The sequence below is a fragment of the Mesorhizobium sp. CA7 genome (assembly GCF_020165015.1).
GTDB lineage: Bacteria > Pseudomonadota > Alphaproteobacteria > Rhizobiales > Rhizobiaceae > Mesorhizobium.
This window is the reverse complement of record NZ_JAIUHH010000001.1, coordinates 228,644-247,662: the sequence shown is the minus strand read 5'-3', so window position 1 is coordinate 247,662 and position 19,019 is coordinate 228,644. Positions and strand designations below refer to the sequence as shown.

The 19,019-nt window shown below is 64.7% G+C and carries 15 protein-coding genes; 10 read left to right on the top strand and 5 right to left on the bottom strand.

Annotation, left to right across the window (positions count from 1 at the left end):
- The first annotated feature begins 34 nt into the window (after positions 1-34).
- Positions 35-688 (top strand): ABC-type transport auxiliary lipoprotein family protein, encoded by a 654-nt coding sequence (locus LB552_RS01160; RefSeq protein WP_224532044.1) that lies wholly within the window; start codon positions 35-37, stop codon positions 686-688.
- Between the two features lie 99 nt (positions 689-787).
- On the opposite strand, the gene LB552_RS01155 is transcribed toward LB552_RS01160, so the two are convergent.
- Entirely contained in the window at positions 788-6,901 is a 6,114-nt protein-coding gene (locus tag LB552_RS01155) for a kinesin (protein ID WP_224601343.1), read from the bottom strand.
- A 299-nt stretch (positions 6,902-7,200) separates the two neighbouring features.
- On the opposite strand from LB552_RS01155, the gene LB552_RS01150 reads away from it, so the two are divergent.
- From LB552_RS01150 to LB552_RS01140, 3 genes are all read left to right on the top strand, one after another.
- Complete coding sequence (locus LB552_RS01150; RefSeq protein WP_224601341.1) at positions 7,201-7,569, top strand: Hpt domain-containing protein; 369 nt, start codon at positions 7,201-7,203, stop codon at positions 7,567-7,569.
- Between the two features lie 101 nt (positions 7,570-7,670).
- Entirely contained in the window at positions 7,671-7,991 is a 321-nt protein-coding gene (locus tag LB552_RS01145; RefSeq protein ID WP_095765250.1) for a 2Fe-2S iron-sulfur cluster-binding protein, read from the top strand.
- A 293-nt stretch (positions 7,992-8,284) separates the two neighbouring features.
- Entirely contained in the window at positions 8,285-9,316 is a 1,032-nt protein-coding gene (locus LB552_RS01140) for an NAD(P)/FAD-dependent oxidoreductase (protein WP_224601339.1), read from the top strand.
- 150 nt (positions 9,317-9,466) lie between these two features.
- Here the strand turns inward: LB552_RS01140 and LB552_RS01135 are convergent, their stop codons facing one another.
- Both LB552_RS01135 and LB552_RS01130 read right to left on the bottom strand, forming a co-directional pair.
- Positions 9,467-10,951 carry an MDR family MFS transporter gene (locus LB552_RS01135; RefSeq protein WP_224601337.1) on the bottom strand — a complete coding sequence of 495 codons (1,485 nt, stop codon included), beginning with the start codon at positions 10,949-10,951 and terminating at the stop codon, positions 9,467-9,469.
- 210 nt (positions 10,952-11,161) lie between these two features.
- A complete protein-coding gene (locus LB552_RS01130; RefSeq protein ID WP_095765253.1) occupies positions 11,162-11,782 on the bottom strand; it encodes a DUF922 domain-containing Zn-dependent protease in 621 nt (206 codons plus the stop codon).
- Positions 11,783-11,866: 84 nt separating this feature from the next.
- Between LB552_RS01130 and folP the strand changes: the two genes are divergently transcribed.
- From folP to folK, 3 genes are read left to right on the top strand one after another with little or no spacing between them, the layout of a single operon-like run.
- A complete protein-coding gene (gene folP / locus LB552_RS01125; protein WP_224532040.1) occupies positions 11,867-12,721 on the top strand; it encodes a dihydropteroate synthase in 855 nt (284 codons plus the stop codon).
- Positions 12,722-12,723: 2 nt separating this feature from the next.
- A complete protein-coding gene (gene folB / locus LB552_RS01120; RefSeq protein WP_095765255.1) occupies positions 12,724-13,083 on the top strand; it encodes a dihydroneopterin aldolase in 360 nt (119 codons plus the stop codon).
- A complete protein-coding gene (folK, locus tag LB552_RS01115) occupies positions 13,067-13,579 on the top strand; it encodes a 2-amino-4-hydroxy-6-hydroxymethyldihydropteridine diphosphokinase (protein ID WP_140841127.1) in 513 nt (170 codons plus the stop codon). The genes folB and folK overlap by 17 nt, the downstream gene beginning before the upstream one ends.
- A gap of 13 nt (positions 13,580-13,592) precedes the next feature.
- On the opposite strand, the gene LB552_RS01110 is transcribed toward folK, so the two are convergent.
- Together LB552_RS01110 and LB552_RS01105 are read right to left on the bottom strand one after the other, a co-directional pair.
- Positions 13,593-14,141, bottom strand: a complete 549-nt coding sequence (locus LB552_RS01110; protein WP_224601335.1) for a DUF924 family protein — start codon at positions 14,139-14,141, stop codon at positions 13,593-13,595.
- 9 nt (positions 14,142-14,150) lie between these two features.
- The gene (locus tag LB552_RS01105) at positions 14,151-15,986 is read right to left on the bottom strand and encodes a monovalent cation:proton antiporter-2 (CPA2) family protein (protein ID WP_224601333.1); all 1,836 of its coding nucleotides are present in this window, start codon (positions 15,984-15,986) and stop codon (positions 14,151-14,153) included.
- Positions 15,987-16,125: 139 nt separating this feature from the next.
- On the opposite strand from LB552_RS01105, the gene LB552_RS01100 reads away from it, so the two are divergent.
- From LB552_RS01100 to LB552_RS01090, 3 genes are all read left to right on the top strand, one after another.
- Positions 16,126-17,109, top strand: a complete 984-nt coding sequence (locus LB552_RS01100; RefSeq protein ID WP_224601331.1) for an AraC family transcriptional regulator — start codon at positions 16,126-16,128, stop codon at positions 17,107-17,109.
- A 60-nt stretch (positions 17,110-17,169) separates the two neighbouring features.
- Positions 17,170-18,378 (top strand): MFS transporter, encoded by a 1,209-nt coding sequence (locus LB552_RS01095; protein WP_224601329.1) that lies wholly within the window; start codon positions 17,170-17,172, stop codon positions 18,376-18,378.
- Between the two features lie 374 nt (positions 18,379-18,752).
- Positions 18,753-19,019 (top strand): hypothetical protein, encoded by a 267-nt coding sequence (locus LB552_RS01090; RefSeq protein WP_224601327.1) that lies wholly within the window; start codon positions 18,753-18,755, stop codon positions 19,017-19,019.

Sequence of the window (19,019 nt, the reverse complement as noted above, 5' to 3'; positions counted from 1 at the left end):
TCGGCCGCCGTGACCGTCAAGAAATGAACCGCAAATGCGGGTTGATCGTAAGATCCGGGGACAGCGGGGATCACGCGTGAAGTCGATCGGGGTGGTTGCGGGTAGTTTGAGATCGTCCGCCGCAGCGTTGCTGGTGCTTGCGGTTGCCGGCTGCGCGGCACTGGGCGGCAAGCCGGCGCCGCTCGACACGTTTGAATTGTCCGCGCCGTCGCTCGATGTGCGTGCCCACAGCCGTCGCCAGATCCTGATCGCCCAGCCGTCGGCGCTCAAGGCGCTGGACAGCCAGAACATCGTCATCAGGCCTTCCGACCGGTCGATCCAGTTCCTCAAGGGCGCGCAATGGGCGGACCGGCTGCCGCTGATCGTGCAGGCGAGGCTGGCCGAAACCTTCCAGCGCTCCGGCAGCTTTGCCGGTGTCGGAAAGCCGGGCGAGGGACTGGCCATCGACTACCAGATCATCGTCGAGGTGCGCTCCTTCGAGGTGCGCGTCAATGGCGGCGAGCATGCCGATGTCGATCTGTTCGTGCGCATCCTGAACGACCGCAACGGCGAGGTGCGCGCCTCGAAGAACTTCACCGCGAGCGCCCCAGTCTCAGGCGGCGGAAATGCGGCTTACGTCGGCGCGCTGGACAGCGCCTTCGGCCAGGCGGCGGCAGACATCGTCCGCTGGACGGATTCGACGATCTGACAGCGGGCGCCAAGGCGCCGGGAAACCAATTCCATCGATCAACGGACAAAAGAAAAAGGCGGGCCGAGGCCCGCCTTTTTTGTCAGACTTGTCGGCCGCTCACTGTAGCCGGCCGCTGGCATGGGCCAGCATCGTGTAGACCTTGCCTGTGTCGGACGTCAGATAGGTCTGCGCCATGATGTTGTCGCGGTCGTTGCGCGAGACATCCTTGAGCAGCTTCTCGAAATCCTCGCAGTAACGGTCGACCGCGGCGCGGAATTCCGCCTCGGCCTGATACTTGCGGCGGATCTCGTCGAAGGTCTGCTGGCCCTTCAGCGTGTAGAGGCGACGGGTGAAGACGTCGCGCTCGCCCCGCCGGTAGCGGTTCCAGAGCTCGATCGAGGCGTCATGGTCGATGGCCCGCGCGATGTCGACGGAGAGCGAGTTGAGCGACTCCATGACATGCAGCGGCGAGCGCTGGGCAGGCGTCGCGCGCGGCGCTTCCGCCGGCGTTGCCGGCCGCAGCTCTTCCTCACGCGACGCATTGGTCAGGAGGTCGCGCACCCATCCGCCCTGCGCGGGCTTGCCGTTCGGATCGCGGCGCGGCGCCTCGGCGGGGCGTTCAAGATCGAGCGTGCCGCGCAGCGTGGTCTCCGCGAGCGGCGCCTGCGGAGCGCGGGCCGTTGGTTGCGATTGCTGCTGTGGCTGCGGGGCCGGGGGACGGCGCAGCGGCGGTTCGGCGGCTCGGGCCGGCGCCTGCGGAGCAGGGCGCAGGCCGCGTGGCTCGCCTTGTTCGCTGCTGCCGCTGCGACCGGATTTCGCAACGATATCCGACAGTTCCTTGAGCGCATTGATTTGCTCTGCGACAGCGCGACGAATGGCCGAGGTCGATTCCTTAGCCTCCTCCGGCATCTCGATCACGCCCTTCTTCAGCTCGGCGCGGGTAAGGTCGAGCTCGCTCTTGATCGAGCCTGCGGTGCGACGCATCTCTTCGGTCGCGTCAGCAAAGCGCCGTGTCGCCGAATCGACGACGTCGGCGATGGCGGCGCGGATCTTTTCCGCCGATTCCATCGTGCGGCCCTCCGCAGTCTGCATCGTCTGGCCGACGAGGTTTTCGAAGGAGCGCATCACCTTCTCGAGGTCTTCCGACTTCTTGACCAGGCCGACGGCGAGGTCTTCCAGCGAGGACTGACGCTCCAGCGTGTGCTCAAGATTGCTTTGCGCGGAGCTGAGCAAATTCGAGGCGCTGGAGAGCAACCGGCTGTGTTCGTCGAACTTGGTCGCGATCGAGGCCACCTCGCGCAGCGTCGCCGAGGACAGGTCGGTGAGCCGTGTCGTGTTGGAATCGACCAGACGCGCCGAACTGGCGAAAGTCTGGGCGGCCTTCTCCGTGGTCGTGGCGAAGCTCTGCGTGCTGCCGGAGAGCCGCTCCTCGACCTGGCCGAGATTGACGGCAGCCTGGTCGATCAATTGCCCGAGTTGCGCGCTGGAGGTCGTCATGCGGCCGATAAGATCGGCCACGCTGTCGGCAAGTGACGAGCGGGCGCCTTCGACGGCCGACAGCGTCTCGGCCGTGCGGCTGGCGAGAGCATTGACGAGGTTCGTGTTCTCGCTGCGCAGCTTCTCGGCCGCCCGTTCGGTGACCTCTTCCATGCTGCGCTGCAGCTCGGAGCCGCCCTGGGCGAAGCGCTCGACCAGTGGTTTGGCCGTCTCGTCGAGGATTTTCGCCATCTCTGCCGAACGCGCCGCGAGCATGGTGTTGAGCTCGCGGGTGTTGGCGCCGATCGTGCGCGCGGCCTCGTTGGTGCTCTGGCCGATATGCTGGCCGACCGCCGTGAAGGTCTCGGCGATGACATTGGCGCGCGAGATGAGCTGGGCCTCGGCGCTGGAGACCTGCTCGTTGAGCTTCTGGCCCATGGTCTCGGCGCTGTAGGCGAGGCGGTTTTCCACGCTCGCCACCTGGTCCTCAACACGTGCGGCCGCGGCCGAGGCGCTTGCGGCCAGCCGTTCGTCGGCTCCGGCCAGCGCCTGCTCGATCTCGCGGGCATGCACGGCAAGCTCCTGCCCGGTCTGGCGGGCACGGTCGGCGACGCGCTGTTCGGTCGCCGCGAAGGCGCCGACGATCGTGTCGGCATGCTCGCCGATGGTCGAGGTGCTCGAGGCGATACGCGACACCAGACGGCTGTCGGCGTCGTCGAAGATACGGGCAATTTCGGACGCCCGCGACGACAGTGCCTCCGAGCCCTCGGCAATACGCGAGATCAGATGCTGGTCGGCGCTGTCGAAGATGCGGCCGAGGTCCGAGGCGCGGGCGGCCAGCGCTTCGGCCGATTCGCTGATGCGCATCGAAAGCCGCTCGTCGGCGCCCTCGAAGTTGCGCAGGATGTCGCCAGCACGGGCGGCCAGCGACTGCGCCGTCTCGACGGCGCGGGCAACCAGCTTCTGGTCGGCTGCATCGAAGGTGTTGGCGATGTCGCCGGCGCGTGCGGCCAGCTTGTCGGCGGTTTCCTCGGCGCGGGCCATGAGCGAGTTGGATGCGTCGTCGGCGCGCGCCATCAGCATGTTGGACGTATCCTGGGCGCGCTCGTGCAGGCGGCGGTCCGCCGCCTCGAAAGCCTGCGCGATGTCCTCGGCTCTGGCAAGCAGCGCGGCGGACGTCTGCTCGGCGCGTTCGGCGATCTTGCGGTCGGCGTCGCTGAAAGCCGCACCGGCCTGCTCGTGCAGGGTGCTGGTGATCTCCATGACCTTGTCGCGCAGCGCGCCCGCCACGAACACAGCGGTCTTTTCCAGCACGCCGCGGACATTGTCGACGCCGGTCGACAGCGCACGCTCCATGGTGCCGGCGCGCTCCTCGATGACACCGGTCTGCCGGCTGAAGGCCTGCTCGATCTTCTCGACATCGGCGGCAATCGCCGCCGAGATATCGCTGCTTCGGGCAGCGATCTGGTCGATATGGCCGGAAACCGAACGGTCGACGTCCTTGCGCGCATCGGCAAGCTTGAGGAGATCGTCCTCGAGGGCCTTGGCCAGCATGTTGCGGCCCTCGGACAGCTTGCCGACATGGCCGGCGATGACGTCGTCGATCTCCGAGCGGCTTTCCGTCAGCTTCTGAAGGTCCGCTTCGAGGGCGCGCCTAAGGATATCGCGGCCTTCGGCGAGCTTCTCGACCTGGCCGGCGACCAGGCCGTCGATCGAGGAACGGCTTTCGGCGAGCTTGGCGAGGTCGGCTTCCAGCGCACGCTTGAGGATGTCGCGGCCTTCCGCGAGCTTCTCGACCTGGCCGGAGACCAGGCCGTCGATGCCGGCGCGGCTCTCGGCGAGCTTGGCAAGATCGTCCTCGATCGCCTTGGACAGCGTCGCCCGGTTCTGCGACAGTTGGTCGGCATGGGTCTGCATGAGGCCGCTGGCATTAGCCATATCGGTCTCCAGCGCACGCGAAAGCTCGGCGCGGTGATCGGTGATCTTCTGCGAATGATCGACGATCGCGCCCTGGATTGTGTTGAGGTCGGCCTCCAGCGCGCGCTTGAGGATGTCGCGGCCTTCGGCGAGCTTCTCGACCTGGCCGGCGACCAGCCCGTCGATGCTGGAGCGGCTCTCCGCCAGTTTGGCGAGATCGTCCTCCAGCGACTTCGACAGCACGGAACGGTCCTGAACGAGCCGGTTTTGATGGTCGGCGATGGCGCCGCTGACGGCCTGCAGGTCGGTTTCAAGCGCTTTCGAAAGCTGTGAGCGATCTTCCAGAACCTTGTCCGAATGTCCCGCGATGGCACCCTTGATGGCGTTGAGGTCGGCTTCCAGGGCACGCTTGAGGATGTCGCGGCCTTCGGCGAGCTTCTCGACCTGGCCGGCGACAAGGCCGTCGATCGAGGCGCGGCTTTCGGCGAGCTTGGCGAGGTCGGCTTCCAGCGTGTGCGACAGCAGGCTGCGGTCCTCGGCGAGCTTGCCGGCGTGGCTGTCGATCAGGCCGCGGATGCCGCTCAGATCGCTTTCAAGGGCGCGGCTGAGCTCGCCGCGGTCCTCGGCGAGCTTGGTCGAGTGGGTCTCGATCAGGCCACGGATGCCGATGATGTCGGTCTCGAGCGCTTTGGCGAGCACGGCGCGGCCCTCGGCGATCTTCTCGACCTGACCGGCGACAAGGCCGTCGATGGAGGCGCGGCTGTCCTGCAGCTTGTTGAGATCGGCCTCCAAGGCGCGCGCCAGGATGTTGCGGCCTTCGGCCAGCTTCCCGACATGGCCGGCGACCATTTCGTCAATCATTGTACGGGCTTGGACGAGCCTGCCGGAGTCTTCGTTCAAGACCTGGGACAGGCGGTTGCGGCCTTCTTCGAGCTGCTCCAGATGGCTGCCCAGCGACGCATCGATGGCAGCGCGCGACTCGTTGACCTTGCGCAGGTCTTCTTCCAGCGCGCGCGAGATCAGGCTGCGGCCTTCTGCCAGCTTCTGCACCTGGTTGGTGACGGCGGCATCGATAGCCACGCGGCCTTCGGCGAATTTCGCCAGGTCCTCCTGCATGGCGGCCGCCATGCGCTCGCGGCTCTCCGAAAGCGCGCGGCTGTGGTTCTCGACAGCTTCCTCGATGCCGACACGGGCATCGGCCAGCCGCTGGATGTCGGAATCGAATGAGCGCGACACGACATGCCTGGCCGCTTCCATGCGCCCGGCGAAGTCGGTGGCGCGGGCTTCGAGCATGGAGGAGGTCGACGAGATGATGTCCGCCATGTCGGCGCCGATCTGCGTCTTGCCCTGATCGATCATCGATGACAGCTGGTCCTTGCTCTCGGCGAAGGTGTGCGCGATCTCGCGGGCGCGCTCGACCAGCGTCTCGTTGATCTGGCGGGCGCGGGCTTCGAGGGCGGCGTTGAGTTTCTGCGTACCGGTGTCGAGCGCCTCGGCGCGGGTCTGGAATTCGCTGATCAGCGCCTGACCGCGCTCGGCCAGCGTCCGCTCGATGCCGCTGAGGCTCGTCTCGAACTCCGAACTCAAGGTACGCGCCGCGCCCCCGAGCAGCGAGACCATGCCGTTGGTGCGGTCGTCGAGCAGGTCGGTCAGCGAGCGTGTCAGGCCGTCCGTGGTGTCGGTGAGCTTGGCGATACGGGTGTCGAGCAGGCTCGCGAAGGCCTCACCGGAGGTCGAAAGACGGTCCGTGATGTTGTCAAGGCGCGATTCCACCGAATCGAAGATCGACGTCGAGCTTTCATTGATGCGGTCGATCAGCGTGTCGCCGGAATTGTTGATCGTCATCGACAGCTTGGTCGACGCGTTGAGGATCGAGTCGCGGATGATGTCGCTGGCCGAGCCGATCTCGTCGCGCAGCGTCTCGTGAGCGCTGGCGATGGAGGCGCGCACGCGCTCGGCATGGGTGACGACCGCCTCGCGCTCGCTGCCGAGACCGTCGACCAGCGAACGGATGCGGGCCTCGTTCTCGGAATAGGAGCGTTCGAGCTGGCTGACTTCGCCGTGGACGAGCGTTTCGAGCTCAACCGCGCGGGCCAGGGTGCGCTCGATGCCTTCGCCCATGGCCGCCACCTCGCGGCGAACGGCCTGGCCGATCATCATGACACGGTCCTGGGCGAGGTTTTCGGGCTCCGCCAGGCGGAAGGCGACCTCGGTCATGGATTGCGCGGCGAGGCGCATTTCCTGCGCGCGCCGGATCATGGCGGCGAACGCCCAGAACAGGATGACCGGAACGATCGCGGCAACCGCCAGGCCGATCAGCTCGGGACGGGCGAAGAACTGGTCGAAGGTACGGATCTTCCAGATGCCGGGACCGAACAACAGGTTGGCCAGGCCGCCGGCGCCGGCGATCCAGGCCAGCGAGATAAAGGCGATCACCCAGTAGACGGTGCTGGACGCACGGCGATTGAGGCTGTGCAGCAGCGTCTTGTAGTCCTTCTGGCGGTCATCATTGGCGGGCGTGAAGCCGGCGGGAGGCGTGAAGCCGGACGGCTGCCCATTGCGCGGCTCGACCGGGCGCAACTCGGCCGGCTTGGCAGCGGGCGCCCTCGGAGGCTGGGGGTTGGCAGGCTGGGGATTGTTTGCCGGCTCCGTCCTATGGCTGCGCCCTTCGCGCGCCAGCTCGTCGGCCGCCGCCGAAATCTGCGCTTCGAGATCCTCCATCGACGCCGCCATGTCGAGGCCGCCTTCGTCGCCGTTAAGGTCAAGGTCAAGCGCCTTTTCCAGTTCCGCGGCCACGTCATTCTCGAGAGACTTCGTCGTCGTTGGTTTCTTAGCCATGCCTTCGCTACCCTGTACTAGCTGCCGCGGGACTTATGATTTTGGCCTGATTCTGGCCCGATTCTGGCTTGTCTATCCCGCGCAGGAGGCTGAAAAATGGACCTTCGTATCGTAATGACACACAGGGGTAAAGAAAACATGCATTCCGGGCGATACGTAAAACTTTAAATATAAGGTTAACGGAGACGTGATCCGGCTGCCTCCGTGACAACATTTTCCCTGCAGTCGTTAACCCGTTGGCGACCGGGAGCGCCTATTTTCGTGGGCCCGTCTGCCCGCTTGATGGAGTTGCAGTGCGTATGCGTGGCGAAAGTGGTATTGCGTTTTCCATGCCGGGAGGCGACGCCTCCGGAACGGCTGGAGCCCGACCGGTGGATCTCGGCCATCTGGCACGCCAGACAATGGGCGACCGCGACCTCGAACGCGAGGTTCTGGCGCTGTTCGTGCACCAGTCGCTGTCGGTCCGTGACCAGATCGCGGATGCCGACGCGAGGCAAAGGGTGCTTCTGGCGCATGGCCTGAAGGGCTTGGCGCGCGGCATCGGCGCCTTTGCGGTGGCCGACTGTGCGGCGATCATCGAAACCCAGCCGGAAGACGTCCGGGCGCTCAAGCGGCTCAGCACGCTGATCGAGGAAGTGCGCGACTTCATCGCCGGCATCAGCCGCTAGTATCCCGCCTTTCTGAAAAACGTCATTTCGTGGCGCTTTCGCGCCGCAGTTGACTTGTCCGGCAGAGTGATTATCTCGGCTGCGACTCCTCAGGTGACTTAATGACCAAGCTGACTTACATCGCCCATGACGGGACCCGGTTTGACGTGGAAGCCGAAAACGGCTCGACGGTCATGGAAAACGCGATCCGCAATGCGGTTCCGGGCATCGAAGCCGAATGCGGCGGCGCCTGTGCCTGCGCGACCTGCCATGTCTATGTTGACGAAGCATGGACAGCGGAGGTCGGCGAGCCAGAGGCGATGGAGGAGGACATGCTGGACTTCGCCTACGAGGTCCAGCCGAACTCACGCCTCTCATGCCAGATCAAGGTGCGCGACGCGCTGGACGGGCTGGTGGTTCGGGTCCCCGCGCGCCAGGGTTAAGGCGCGTCGATATTCAGGTGAGGCCGGCCTGCAAATGGCGACTTCCTGCGCTTCCGGCCTTTGCCGGCCGAAGCACTCACGAATGGCGTGGCGGTTAAAATAAGCTACGGCCGGCGTAGGCCGGTTCTCGGACGTCACCAGTTTGGTCGCTTCGCGCCCGTCTTCGACTCCGACTCGGCCTGACCTGAATCTCGACACACCTTGGCTGCTTCCCAATATTCTTTCGCGCCGGCAGCTTGGCAGCGGCCGATAGCTCATGCAGTCTCGCCGCATTCCCAATCAGGGCGCAGCGCATGACCGATACCATCAAAACGGACGTTCTCATTGTCGGTGCAGGGCCGATCGGCCTGTTCGCCGTGTTCGAGCTCGGTCTGCTCGACATGAAATGCCATCTGATCGACATTCTCGATCGTCCCGGCGGCCAATGCGCCGAGCTCTATCCTGAAAAGCCGATCTACGACATTCCCGGCTGGCCGACGATCTCCGCGCAAGGCCTGGTCGACAAGCTCATGGAGCAGATCCATCCGTTCAAGCCGGACTTCACCTTCAACCGCATGGTGTCGAGCCTTGAAAAGCTGGAGGACGGCAGTTTCCGCGTCGCCACCGATGAAGGTGAATTGTTCGAGGCCAAGGTGGTGGTGATCGCCGCCGGCGGCGGCTCGTTCCAGCCCAAGCGTCCGCCCATTCCGGGCATTGAGGAGTACGAAGGCAAGAGCGTCTTCTATTCGGTCCGGCGCATGGAGGAATTTCGCGGCCACGATCTCGTCATCGTCGGCGGCGGCGATTCGGCGCTCGATTGGACACTCAACCTGCAGCCGATCGCCAAAAGCGTGACGCTGGTGCATCGCCGCCCGGAATTCCGGGCCGCGCCCGACAGCGTCAACAAAATGTATGCCATGCAGGAGATGAAGCAGCTCGAATTCCTGGTCGGCCAGGTCAGCGGCCTTGCCGGCGCCGACGGCCAGCTGTCATCGGCGATCATCAAGGGTGGTCCGGATGGCGACGTCGAGGTGCCGTGCACCCGCATGCTGCCGTTCTTCGGCCTCACCATGAAGCTCGGGCCGATAGCCGAATGGGGCCTTAACCTCAACGAGAACCTGATCCCGGTCGACACCGAGAAGTTCCAGACGTCGATCCCGGGCATCTTTGCCGTCGGCGACATCAACTGGTATCCGGGCAAGCTCAAGCTGATCCTGTCAGGCTTCCATGAGGTGGCGCTGATGGCGCAGGCCGCCAAGCGGATCGTCAGCCCGGGCGAGCGCATCGTCTTTCAGTACACGACCTCGTCGACCAGCCTGCAGAAGAAGCTCGGCGTGCATGATTAAGGCGTATTGATATTCAGGTGATGCCGGACTGCGAACGGCAACTTCCTGCGCTTCCGGTGCTCACGTACTTCAAGGACGCTCCGCTCCGGTTCTCGGAAACTGCCCTTCTCGACTCGGCCTGACCTGAATCTCAACACACCTTCAAGCGATCTACTCCGCAAGCGCGGGCGCGATTTGCTCGTCGTGGCCGCGCAGTTCCTTTTCGGGCATCAGGGCCAGCGTGATCAGGGCCAGAATGAGTGTTGCTCCGGCGGCGACGAAGATCATCACGAACGGCAACGCCGATGCCTGATGGATATGCGTGTGCGAGCCTTCTGAGGACAATGGCAGGCCGTAGCCGAGCGCGACGGCGCCGAGCATGGCCACGCCGAGCGCGCCGCCCAGCGTGCGCAGGAAGGTCAGAACGCCCGTCGCGACACCGAGATGCGCGCGATCGACGGCATTCTGGACCGAGACGGTGGCAACCGGGAATGTCGTTCCGCTGCCCAGGCCGATCAGAGTGGTCAGGATTTCCACCTCGAGCAGCGAGGCGTGTTCCGCAATGGCACTGAGCACGCCGATGCAGACGATGGCCAGGCCGACGCCGATCATCGCGATGCGCTTGTAGTGGACAAAGCGCGGGATCGTGCGGCCGCTGAAGGTCGCACCGGCGACCGTGCCGAGCAGGAGGCCGAGCATCGCGGTGCCGGATTCGCTGACCGAAAGTCCGACGACCGATTGCAGATAGACCGGCAGGTATACCGACGCGCCGATATTTGCGGCCTGCAGGAGGAACATCGACAGTGTGCCGGCGAGCACGATCGGGTTGCCCAAGACTTCGAGCGAGATCAAAGGCTCGGCCGCTTTGAGCAGCCTGAGCGCGAAGAAGGCCCAGAACACCACCGAACAGCCAACCAGCCCAAGGATTTCGCGGGAAAACCAGGGATAGGCACTGCCGCCCCAGCTGAGCGCCAGGAGCAGAAGCGTCGTGGCGATAACCAGCAGCACGGCGCCCAAGCCGTCGATGCGATGGTTCTTGGCCGCGACCGGCAGCTTCTTCAACGGGTTGTTGATGATGGCCATGGCCAGGAAGCCGATCGGCAGGTTGATCCAGAAGATCAGCGACCAGTGCAGATGCTCGGCAAACACGCCGCCGAGCAGCGGGCCGGCGACGCTGGCGACCGCCCATGTGCCTGCGATCCAGGCCGCATAGCGGGCGCGCTCGCGCGGCGGCACGAGGTCGCCGATGACCGTCTGGGCCAGCGCGAAGAGACCGCCGCCGCCGGCGCCCTGGATGGCGCGGCCGATGACCAGCACCAGCATGTTGGGAGCGAGCGCGCTGACCAGCGACCCGAGCAGGAAGACGAGGATGGCGGCGTAGATGACAGGGCGGCGCCCGTAGACATCGGAAATCTTGCCGTAGAGCGGCGCCATCGCGGTCGCGGTCAGAAGATAGCCGGTGACGATCCACGGCAGATATTCAGCATGGCCGAGCGCGCCGGCGATCGTCGGCAGGGCAGGGGCTACGATGGTCTGATCAAGGGCCGCCAGCAGCATCGATAACAGCACGCCGCCGATGATGGCATTCTTCTCGCTCTCGCTCATCATCGGCGCGGATTTCGGCGCCATCGCCTGGTTCTCGACGGTCTGGTCCATGCGTCATTCTTTCAAAGGCTGGTGCTTGGTGCGCCAAGACGGCTTTGGCCGGTCGCACGTGTCATTTCTCATCGTGGACCCGAGGCTTTGGCGCTTCGAACCCGCATTATGTCGTTCGATATAGGCCGATTTCGACCATCACTCGAAAGTTTTTCCGGTCTGGCACCATGCTTGGATGAAATTGGCCCCGGACAGGGCTCGGCTCTCAAGTCAAGGCGGCGGCAGCTGGCCGGCTTCGACACGCTCCATCCGGTAGCGCATCAGCCGAAGGATACGGCTTTCGAAATTGACGCTCTCGACGCGGTCGAAGCGGACCTGGTCCTGATCGTGCCTGGCGAGCTCGGCTGCCTGGACCGCGGCGGCGTTGAGCTTCGCCTGCTCGCAGGTCTTTTGCGGTGGGAGTGCCTTCAGCGCATCCTCGAGCAGGCGCGCATGGTTCTTGGCGATCTCGACATGGCGCTCCTCATGCCGTTTGATGTCGGCCGAGAGCGTATCCCAGACCAGCCTGACGCCGGGATCGGATTTGCGCGGGCGCCGCCATTCGGGGAGGATCACCTTGACCTTCAAGGTGACGGCCGCGTCGGCAATGCGGCAGGACCCGGCGCTCTGCGCGTAGCTGATGCGGGTGGTGAAGGCCATTTGGGTGGCGCCGGGATGCCGCGAGCCGGTGCTCTTCACCTCGGGGCCGTTTCTCGACAGCTGGTTCTGGATATCGTCGAGCGTGCGGCCGCCGACGCTGAAATAGCTGTAGGTCTTGACCAGACTGGCCGCGCCCGCCGGCAGGGCAGTGAGCGAGAGCATCAGGGCGCAGAGCAGGGAGCGGTTCATCATATTGCCTCTTCACGCACCTTGCTTTAGGGCCGTCGCCAGCGCAACGGAATTGATTTCGCGCGGATCACGCATGGTTGATGGACAATGACGACAAGGCGATGGCAGCTGGCGCATGGACGCTATCTCGACCTCGGTCCGAAGGCGGTCGTCGCCGGCATCCTCAACGTGACGCCCGACAGCTTTTCGGACGGCGGCCTGTTCATCGCGCCCGAGAAGGCGCTGGAGCAGGCGCACCGCATGGTGAAGCAGGGCGCGGCGATCATCGACGTCGGCGGGGAATCGACGCGGCCCGGTTTCGCCCCGATCTCCGCCGAGGAAGAACAGGCGCGCGTGCTGCCGGTCATCGCGGCGCTCGCCGCTTCCGGCGAGGCGCTGATCTCGGTCGACACCTATCGCGAGGACACCGCGCGGCTTGGCGTCGCCGCCGGCGCCCATATCGTCAACGACGTCTGGGGGCTGCAACGTGAGCCGGGCATCGCGCGCGTCGCGGCCGAGACAGGCGCCGGGCTCGTCATCATGCATACCGGGCGCGAACGGCAGAAGCTGCCCGACGTGATCGAGGACCAGTTCCTGTTCCTGCGCAAATCGCTGGAGATCGCGCGCGCCGGCAATGTCGCCGACAGCCAGATCGTGCTCGATGCCGGCTTCGGCTTCGCCAAGGAAACGGCGGAGGAAAACCTCGACCTGATGGCGCGTTTTTCCGAGCTTCAGGCGCTCGGCTACCCGTTGATGGCGGGGACGTCGCGCAAGCGCTTCATCGGCACTGCCACCGGGCGCGATCCCGCGGAACGGGCTGCCGGCACGGCGGCCACCAGTGTCATCCTGCGCTTGAAGGGAGCCGACCTGTTTCGCGTCCACGATGTCGCAATCAACGTGGATGCGCTGGCGGTCACCGATGCTATGCTTCAACGCGAAACCGAGCTTCCTCCCGGACACTGATCATGTACCTCATCCGCATGAAGAACTGCGCCTTCTTCGCCCGCCACGGCGTGCTGGACGAGGAGGAGACGCTTGGCCAGCGTTTCTACGTCGATGCCGAGCTGACGGTCGAGCCCAGCCGGCCGCTGACTGAGGATTCCATCGAAGACACCGTCAATTATGGCGTCGCCTTCTCGGTTATCGAAAAGATCGTGACCGGACATCGCCGCTTCCTGATCGAGGCGCTGGCGCTGGAGGTGGCGAAGGCGCTGACAGCGCGATTCTCGCAGATCAGGAAAGCCGCGATCACCGTGCGCAAGCCGAACGCCCCGGTGCCGGGCGTGCTCGATCATGTCGAGGTGACCGTTGTCTGGCCAGAATAGCGCCGTCTACCTCAGTCTCGGCGGCAATCTCGGCGAGCCGGCGAAGTCCATGGGCGCGGCATTGCGCATGCTGGACGGCGACGACGCGACGCGCGTCACCGCCGTCTCGTCGCTCTACCGCACGCCTCCTTGGGGCAAGCTCGACCAGCCCGATTTCCTCAATGCCGCCGCCGCGATCGAGACGGCGCTTTCGCCACGCGCGCTGCTTGAGCTTTGCCTCGATGTCGAGAAGCGGCTGAAGCGCGTGCGCGAGGAGCGCTGGGGGCCGCGCCTCATCGATATAGACATCCTGGTGTTCGGCGACCGGGTGATCCACGAGACCGGCCTCGAAGTGCCGCATCCGCGCATGCTGGAGCGCGCCTTCGTGCTGGCGCCGCTGGCCGAGATCGCGCCAGGGCTTTCCGTCGGCGGCAGAAGCGTATCGGAGCGGCTCGAAGCCGTCGATACGTCCGGCATCGAGCGGCTGCCTTCGGGCCGCGAATGGTGGCTCGCTTAGTTCAGCAGGCCGGTCAGCCGGAAAACCCGCCGCCGTCCAAAAATGCCTGCTCCTCGGCCGTCGTCGCGCGGCCGAGCATGCGGTTGCGGTGCGGAAAGCGACCGAAGCGCTGGATGATCTCCAGATGCTCATTGGCGTATTTAAGATAGTCCGGCGCTCGCTTGGCGGTGAGTTCCACCGACCGTTCCTGATCCGCCAGCAATTCGGAATGCTCGAAGGGCAAATAGAGGAAGACGCGAACCGGTTCTTCCAGCTTGAGGTCCTGACCGGCGGCGATTGCCCTGTCGGCGAAGTATCTGGCGAGCGGATCGGTCGCGTACATGTGGCCGGTGCCGCGGAAGCAGTTGCGCGGGAATTGATCGAGCAGGATCATCAACGCCAGCGACCCTTCGGCATGCGCATTCCAGTCGTCGCATTCGCGCCGCGCAGCGGCGTAATGCAGCTCGAGAAAGCGGCCGCGGAAATCGGCATCGAAGGCGTCGCTCTTTTCGAACCAGGTGTCCTCGCCGGCGTCGCGCCAGAATGCGATGACCGAAAGCGCTCGCGGATCAAGCTTTGCCATATTTGCCTCTCAGTTCTTGGTCTCTGCCTGGTTCAGCACCACGGCGGTTTCCTGGTTCAGCGCGCGGCCGGCGCGGCGTGGCTGCGTGAGCGGCGTCGGGATCGGCGTGCCGATATTGCCCTTGAGGAAACGCTGGCCGGCGCGCACGCCTTCGGCCAATTGCGTCTCGAAGCGCGCTTCGTCGCGGCGTCGCACATCCTCAATGACTTCGGCGACCTCCTCGGGATCGACGCCAAGCGCCTCCAGCGCGGAGCCGCCGAAGACCAGCGCCGATTCGAAGGTCTCGCGCAGCTGATAGTCGACGCCGGCGCGCACGAGCTGCAGCGCGGTGCCGCGGTCGAAGGCGCGCGCCAGGATGGTGACCAGTGGAAATTCGGCCTTGATAAGCTGCGCGATGCGCACGGCGGCGTCGGGCTTGTCGACGCAGATCAGCACCGCGCGGGCGCGCCCGGCGCCAGCCGCATGCAGGATGTCCAGCCTCGTGCCGTCGCCGTAATAGACTTTGAAGCCGAAATCGGCCGCCGCCTGGATCATCTCCACCTCGTTGTCGATGATCGAGACGTCCATCCCGCGCAGCAAAAGCGGCTGGCTGGCGATCTGGCCGAAGCGGCCGAAGCCGATGATCAGCACGCTGCCGGTGAGGTTGTCGGCGATGTCGACGCCGTCGAGGGACTGCTCGTCACGCGGGGTGAGGTAACGCAGCGCCAAGATCGCGAGCGGTGTCAGCACCATCGAGATGATGACGATGGCGGTCAGCGTGGCGTTGGCCTGGCCGTCGATGATGCCGACCGCGGCAGCGGACGAATAGAGCACGAACGCGAACTCGCCGCCCTGCGCCATGAAGACGGCGCGTTCGAGCGCCTCGCGATGACCGCTTTTCAGAATGCGCGCGACGACGTAGATGCCGAATGCCTTCATGACCATGTAGGCGACGACATAGATGGCGATGAGCCGCCAGTTCTGGGCTACGACGCCAAGGTCGAGCGACATGCCGACGGCGAGGAAGAACAGGCCGAGCAGGATGCCGCGGAACGGCTCGATATCGGCTTCGAGCTGGTGGCGGAAGGTCGATTCCGACAACAGCACGCCAGCGAGGAAGGCGCCCATCGCCATCGACAGGCCGGAGAGCTGCATGGCCAGGGCCGATCCCAGCACCACCAGCAGCGCCGCGGCGGTCATGACCTCGCGGGCGCGGGCATCGGCCAGGATGCGGAAGAGCGGATTGAGCAGGTAACGGCCGGCCACGACCAGTCCCACGATCGCGGCGATGCCGATCCCGACTTCGGTCAGCCGCTCCGAAAGGCTGGTTTCGGCGCCGCCGGGCGCAAGGAATGCGATAAGCGCGAGCAGCGGCACGATCATCAGGTCTTCGAGCAGCAGGATGGAGACGATGCGCTGGCCTTTCGGCGTGGCGATCTCGCCGCGCTCTTCGAGCAACTGCATGACGATCGCCGTCGAGGTCAGGACGAAGCCGGCGCCGGCGACGAAGGACTGCGCGATGGGAAAGCCGCCGGCCAGTCCGACGAGAGTGAGCAGGACTGCGCAGACGCCGACCTGCAGCGCGCCGAGTCCAAAGATCTCGCGACGCAGGCCCCAGAGCCGCGACGGCTGCATCTCCAGCCCGATGATGAACAGGAACATGACGACGCCGAGCTCGGCGACGTGGAGGATCGCATCCGATTCAGAAAAGATGCGCAGGCCGAACGGACCGATGACCACGCCGGCGGCGAGGTAGCCGAGGATCGAGCCCAGCCCCATGCGCTTGAAGATCGGCACGGCGACGACGCCCGCGGCGAGCAGCGCCACAACCTGCACCAGATCGCTGCTCGACGCTTCAACTGCCATGCCTGTCGTCCCGTTGCTCGAAGCACTCCTTGCATGTCCCGGGAGCGAGAGGCAAGGGCGGGCGGACTGACTTGAAGGTAGGGTGCCGTTGAAGCGGCCTCCGCTTGCCTGCCGGACGTTCGGCATATACAGTAGCCGAATGCCTGACTATTCGTCCCGCCCGCCTCTGCATATTCCGATGGATGCGCTCAGCGAAGTCCTACAGGACTTTCGCTTGAGTGGGGTCAACTATGGCCGCTGCGAGCTCCGGCATCCATGGAGCATCGCCTTTCCGCAACAGAAGCTGCTTCGCTTTCACTTTGTCGGCCAGGGTCCATGCTGGATTTATACCGAAGCGGAAGGCTGGCAGGAGTTGCGCGATGGCGATCTGGTGCTGTTGCCGCAAGGCATCGCCCATCGGCTGGCTAGTGCGCCGGACGTTGTCGACGACTCGCTCGAGAGTTGCCAGGTTACCAAGTTGGGGAGCAATGTCTGTGAGGTGGTGCGGGAAGGGACGGGCGCGACAAGTACCCTTTTCTGCGGCTCCATGGCCCTGGGCGTCTGTGCGCTCAATCCACTGATCACGTTGATGCCATCTATTATCAAGGGGTGCGATGTGGCCGGCAACGATCCGGTCGTCCGTCCTTTGCTGGCGGCTATGACGGCGGAGGCCGCGCAACCGCAGATGGGCAGCGCCACGATTCTGTCGCGCATGGCCGACTTGCTGACCGCCCGGCTTATCCGCTGCTGGGTCAATTGCACTGGAGCTTCGACCACCGGCTGGCTTGCAGCCATCCGCGACCCCCATATCGGCCGCGCTCTGGCAGCCATGCATCGAGACCCCGGCCATAACTGGACCCTGGAAAGCCTTGCCACCCTGGCAGGCCAATCGCGCTCGATTTTCGCCGAGCGCTTCAGCGCTGTGTTAGGGGAGGGCGCTGCCCACTATCTCGCCCGTCTGCGGATGCAGCTTGCCCGCGAGTTGCTCGGGCAAAACGGCCTGTCGGTTGCCGAGGTCGCTACCCGTTTGGGCTATGATAGCGAAGCATCCTTCGCGCGCGCGTTCAAACGCATCACCAATGTCTCGCCAGGCGTTGTGCGCCGCACAATTCCCGGACGAACGGACATGAATTTCGGATTATAAGGTACATATCATCCGAGAAGACTCGTCTATTGAAGACCTCCAGACCTTGGAGATCTTTCAGTGACAGACACAACATTACAGCTTGAAGACGCGGCGATAGACCTCGATGACGCCGCGCCAGCCCCGTGGAACGCAGCCACCTGGTTTGCGGTCATTTCATTGGCGGCCACCAGCTTTGCCCTGGTATCAGCCGAATTCCTGCCGGCAGGCCTGCTGACGCCGATGGCGCGGGACCTCGGCATCAGCGAAGGAACCGCCGGACAGGTCGTCACCGCCACGGCTTCGGTCGGCGCCGTGACGGCCATGTTGAGCAATGTTCTCATCGGACGATTGAACCGTAAGACGGTGTTGGTTGGCCTCAGCGCCTTGGCGGTCGGTTCCAACCTCCTTGCCGCGCTAGCGCCCGATTTCTGGCTGTTGCTGCTGGGCAGGGCCGGGCTCGGAATCGCTCTCAGTGCGTTCTGGGCACTCTCGGTTGCCGTCGTGGCCAGGCTGGTCGGCGCCAATGCGACAGGTCGGGGCATGGGCATCGTCACCCTCGGCGTCTCGCTCGCCACCATCGCCGCCCCGTCAATGGGGGCGTTGATCAGCGACTGGCTGGGATGGCGCAGCGCCATGGCCTTGACGGCGGGGTTGGCAGTGATTGCCATGCTGCTGCAGTTGGTTAGCCTGCCGACCCTGCCTGCCACGGCCAGCAATAGTCTTGCGGATGTATTTCGGCTGACACGGCGGCGTGGCGTTCAACTCGGCATGCTTGCCATTCTTTTGCTGATGACAGGGCATTTTGCCGGCTCGGTCTATGTACGACCTTTCCTCGAACACGTGACGCTCCTCGCCACCGGGCCAATTGCACTGGCCCTGCTCGGATTTGGCATCGCGGCTGTGATCGGCAACGTCGCCGGCGGCCGTATGGCCGACGCCAATATCCGCATGGCGCTCGCGGGCAACGCCGCATTGATGGCATTTGCGGCGCTGGCATTGGTGCTTTGGGGCGTGCACATTGGCGTCGCGTTCACATTCGTCACGCTTTGGGGCTTGGCCTTCGGCATGGCGCCGGTCGTGCTGCCGACCAATCTGTCCCGCGCGGCACCTGATGCGCTGGAAGCTGCGGGTAGCCTGATGGTCGTCTCCTTCCAGGTTGCCATCACCATCGGCGCGGTTGTCGGCGGCTATGTCGTGGATACCCATGGCGCCACGGGACCTTTGACCCTTACCGCCGTCCTTGCCGCATTGACCGTCGTGCTGGCGCTGCTACAGCCTCGCGGGTGAACTTTGCTCCAGCTGACATGGAGCGTCTCATCGTTTCACGAAAACGGTGAGACGCACTATCTTTTTGTTTTCGGGGCTGAAAACCGTTTCGCACATTTCCTGGGATTGCTCTAAAGCCGTCGCGTCTGAATGGCCTCGTACGACGCGCTTTAGCTTGTTGCTTTACGCCTGTCGTCGACCCAAAACCGCTGCGCGCTTTGGGCGATATGCATCGGGCGGCCTCAACACGGACGCCGCGACGTTGCAGCCTGATTACACAAGTTTATGCGGTCCGGTCGTTGCTTCACGCCACAATCGGAGGTTATGGCACGTTCGGCTTCGGCCAGTGGAGGCAGCGGCGATGGGCGGCTGCCTTTTTTGAGGAGATGATTGACATGAAGAAGTTTTTGCTCGTTGCCGTCGGTGTTGCGGCGTTGGCCGGGTCGGCTTGCTCCAAGGGCCCGGGATGCACGCAGGAAATCGCCGCCAAGAAGGCGCAGGACATGGCTACCGCCCTCCAGGAAGCCGTCACCAAGGATCCTAGCAAGGCGGCTGATTTGACCGCCAAGGTGCAGGCTGTGACGACGAAGTATCAGGGCGCCACGACGCTCGACGAAGCCTGCAAGGCCTATGACGAGCTGACCGCCACCATCAAGGGTTGA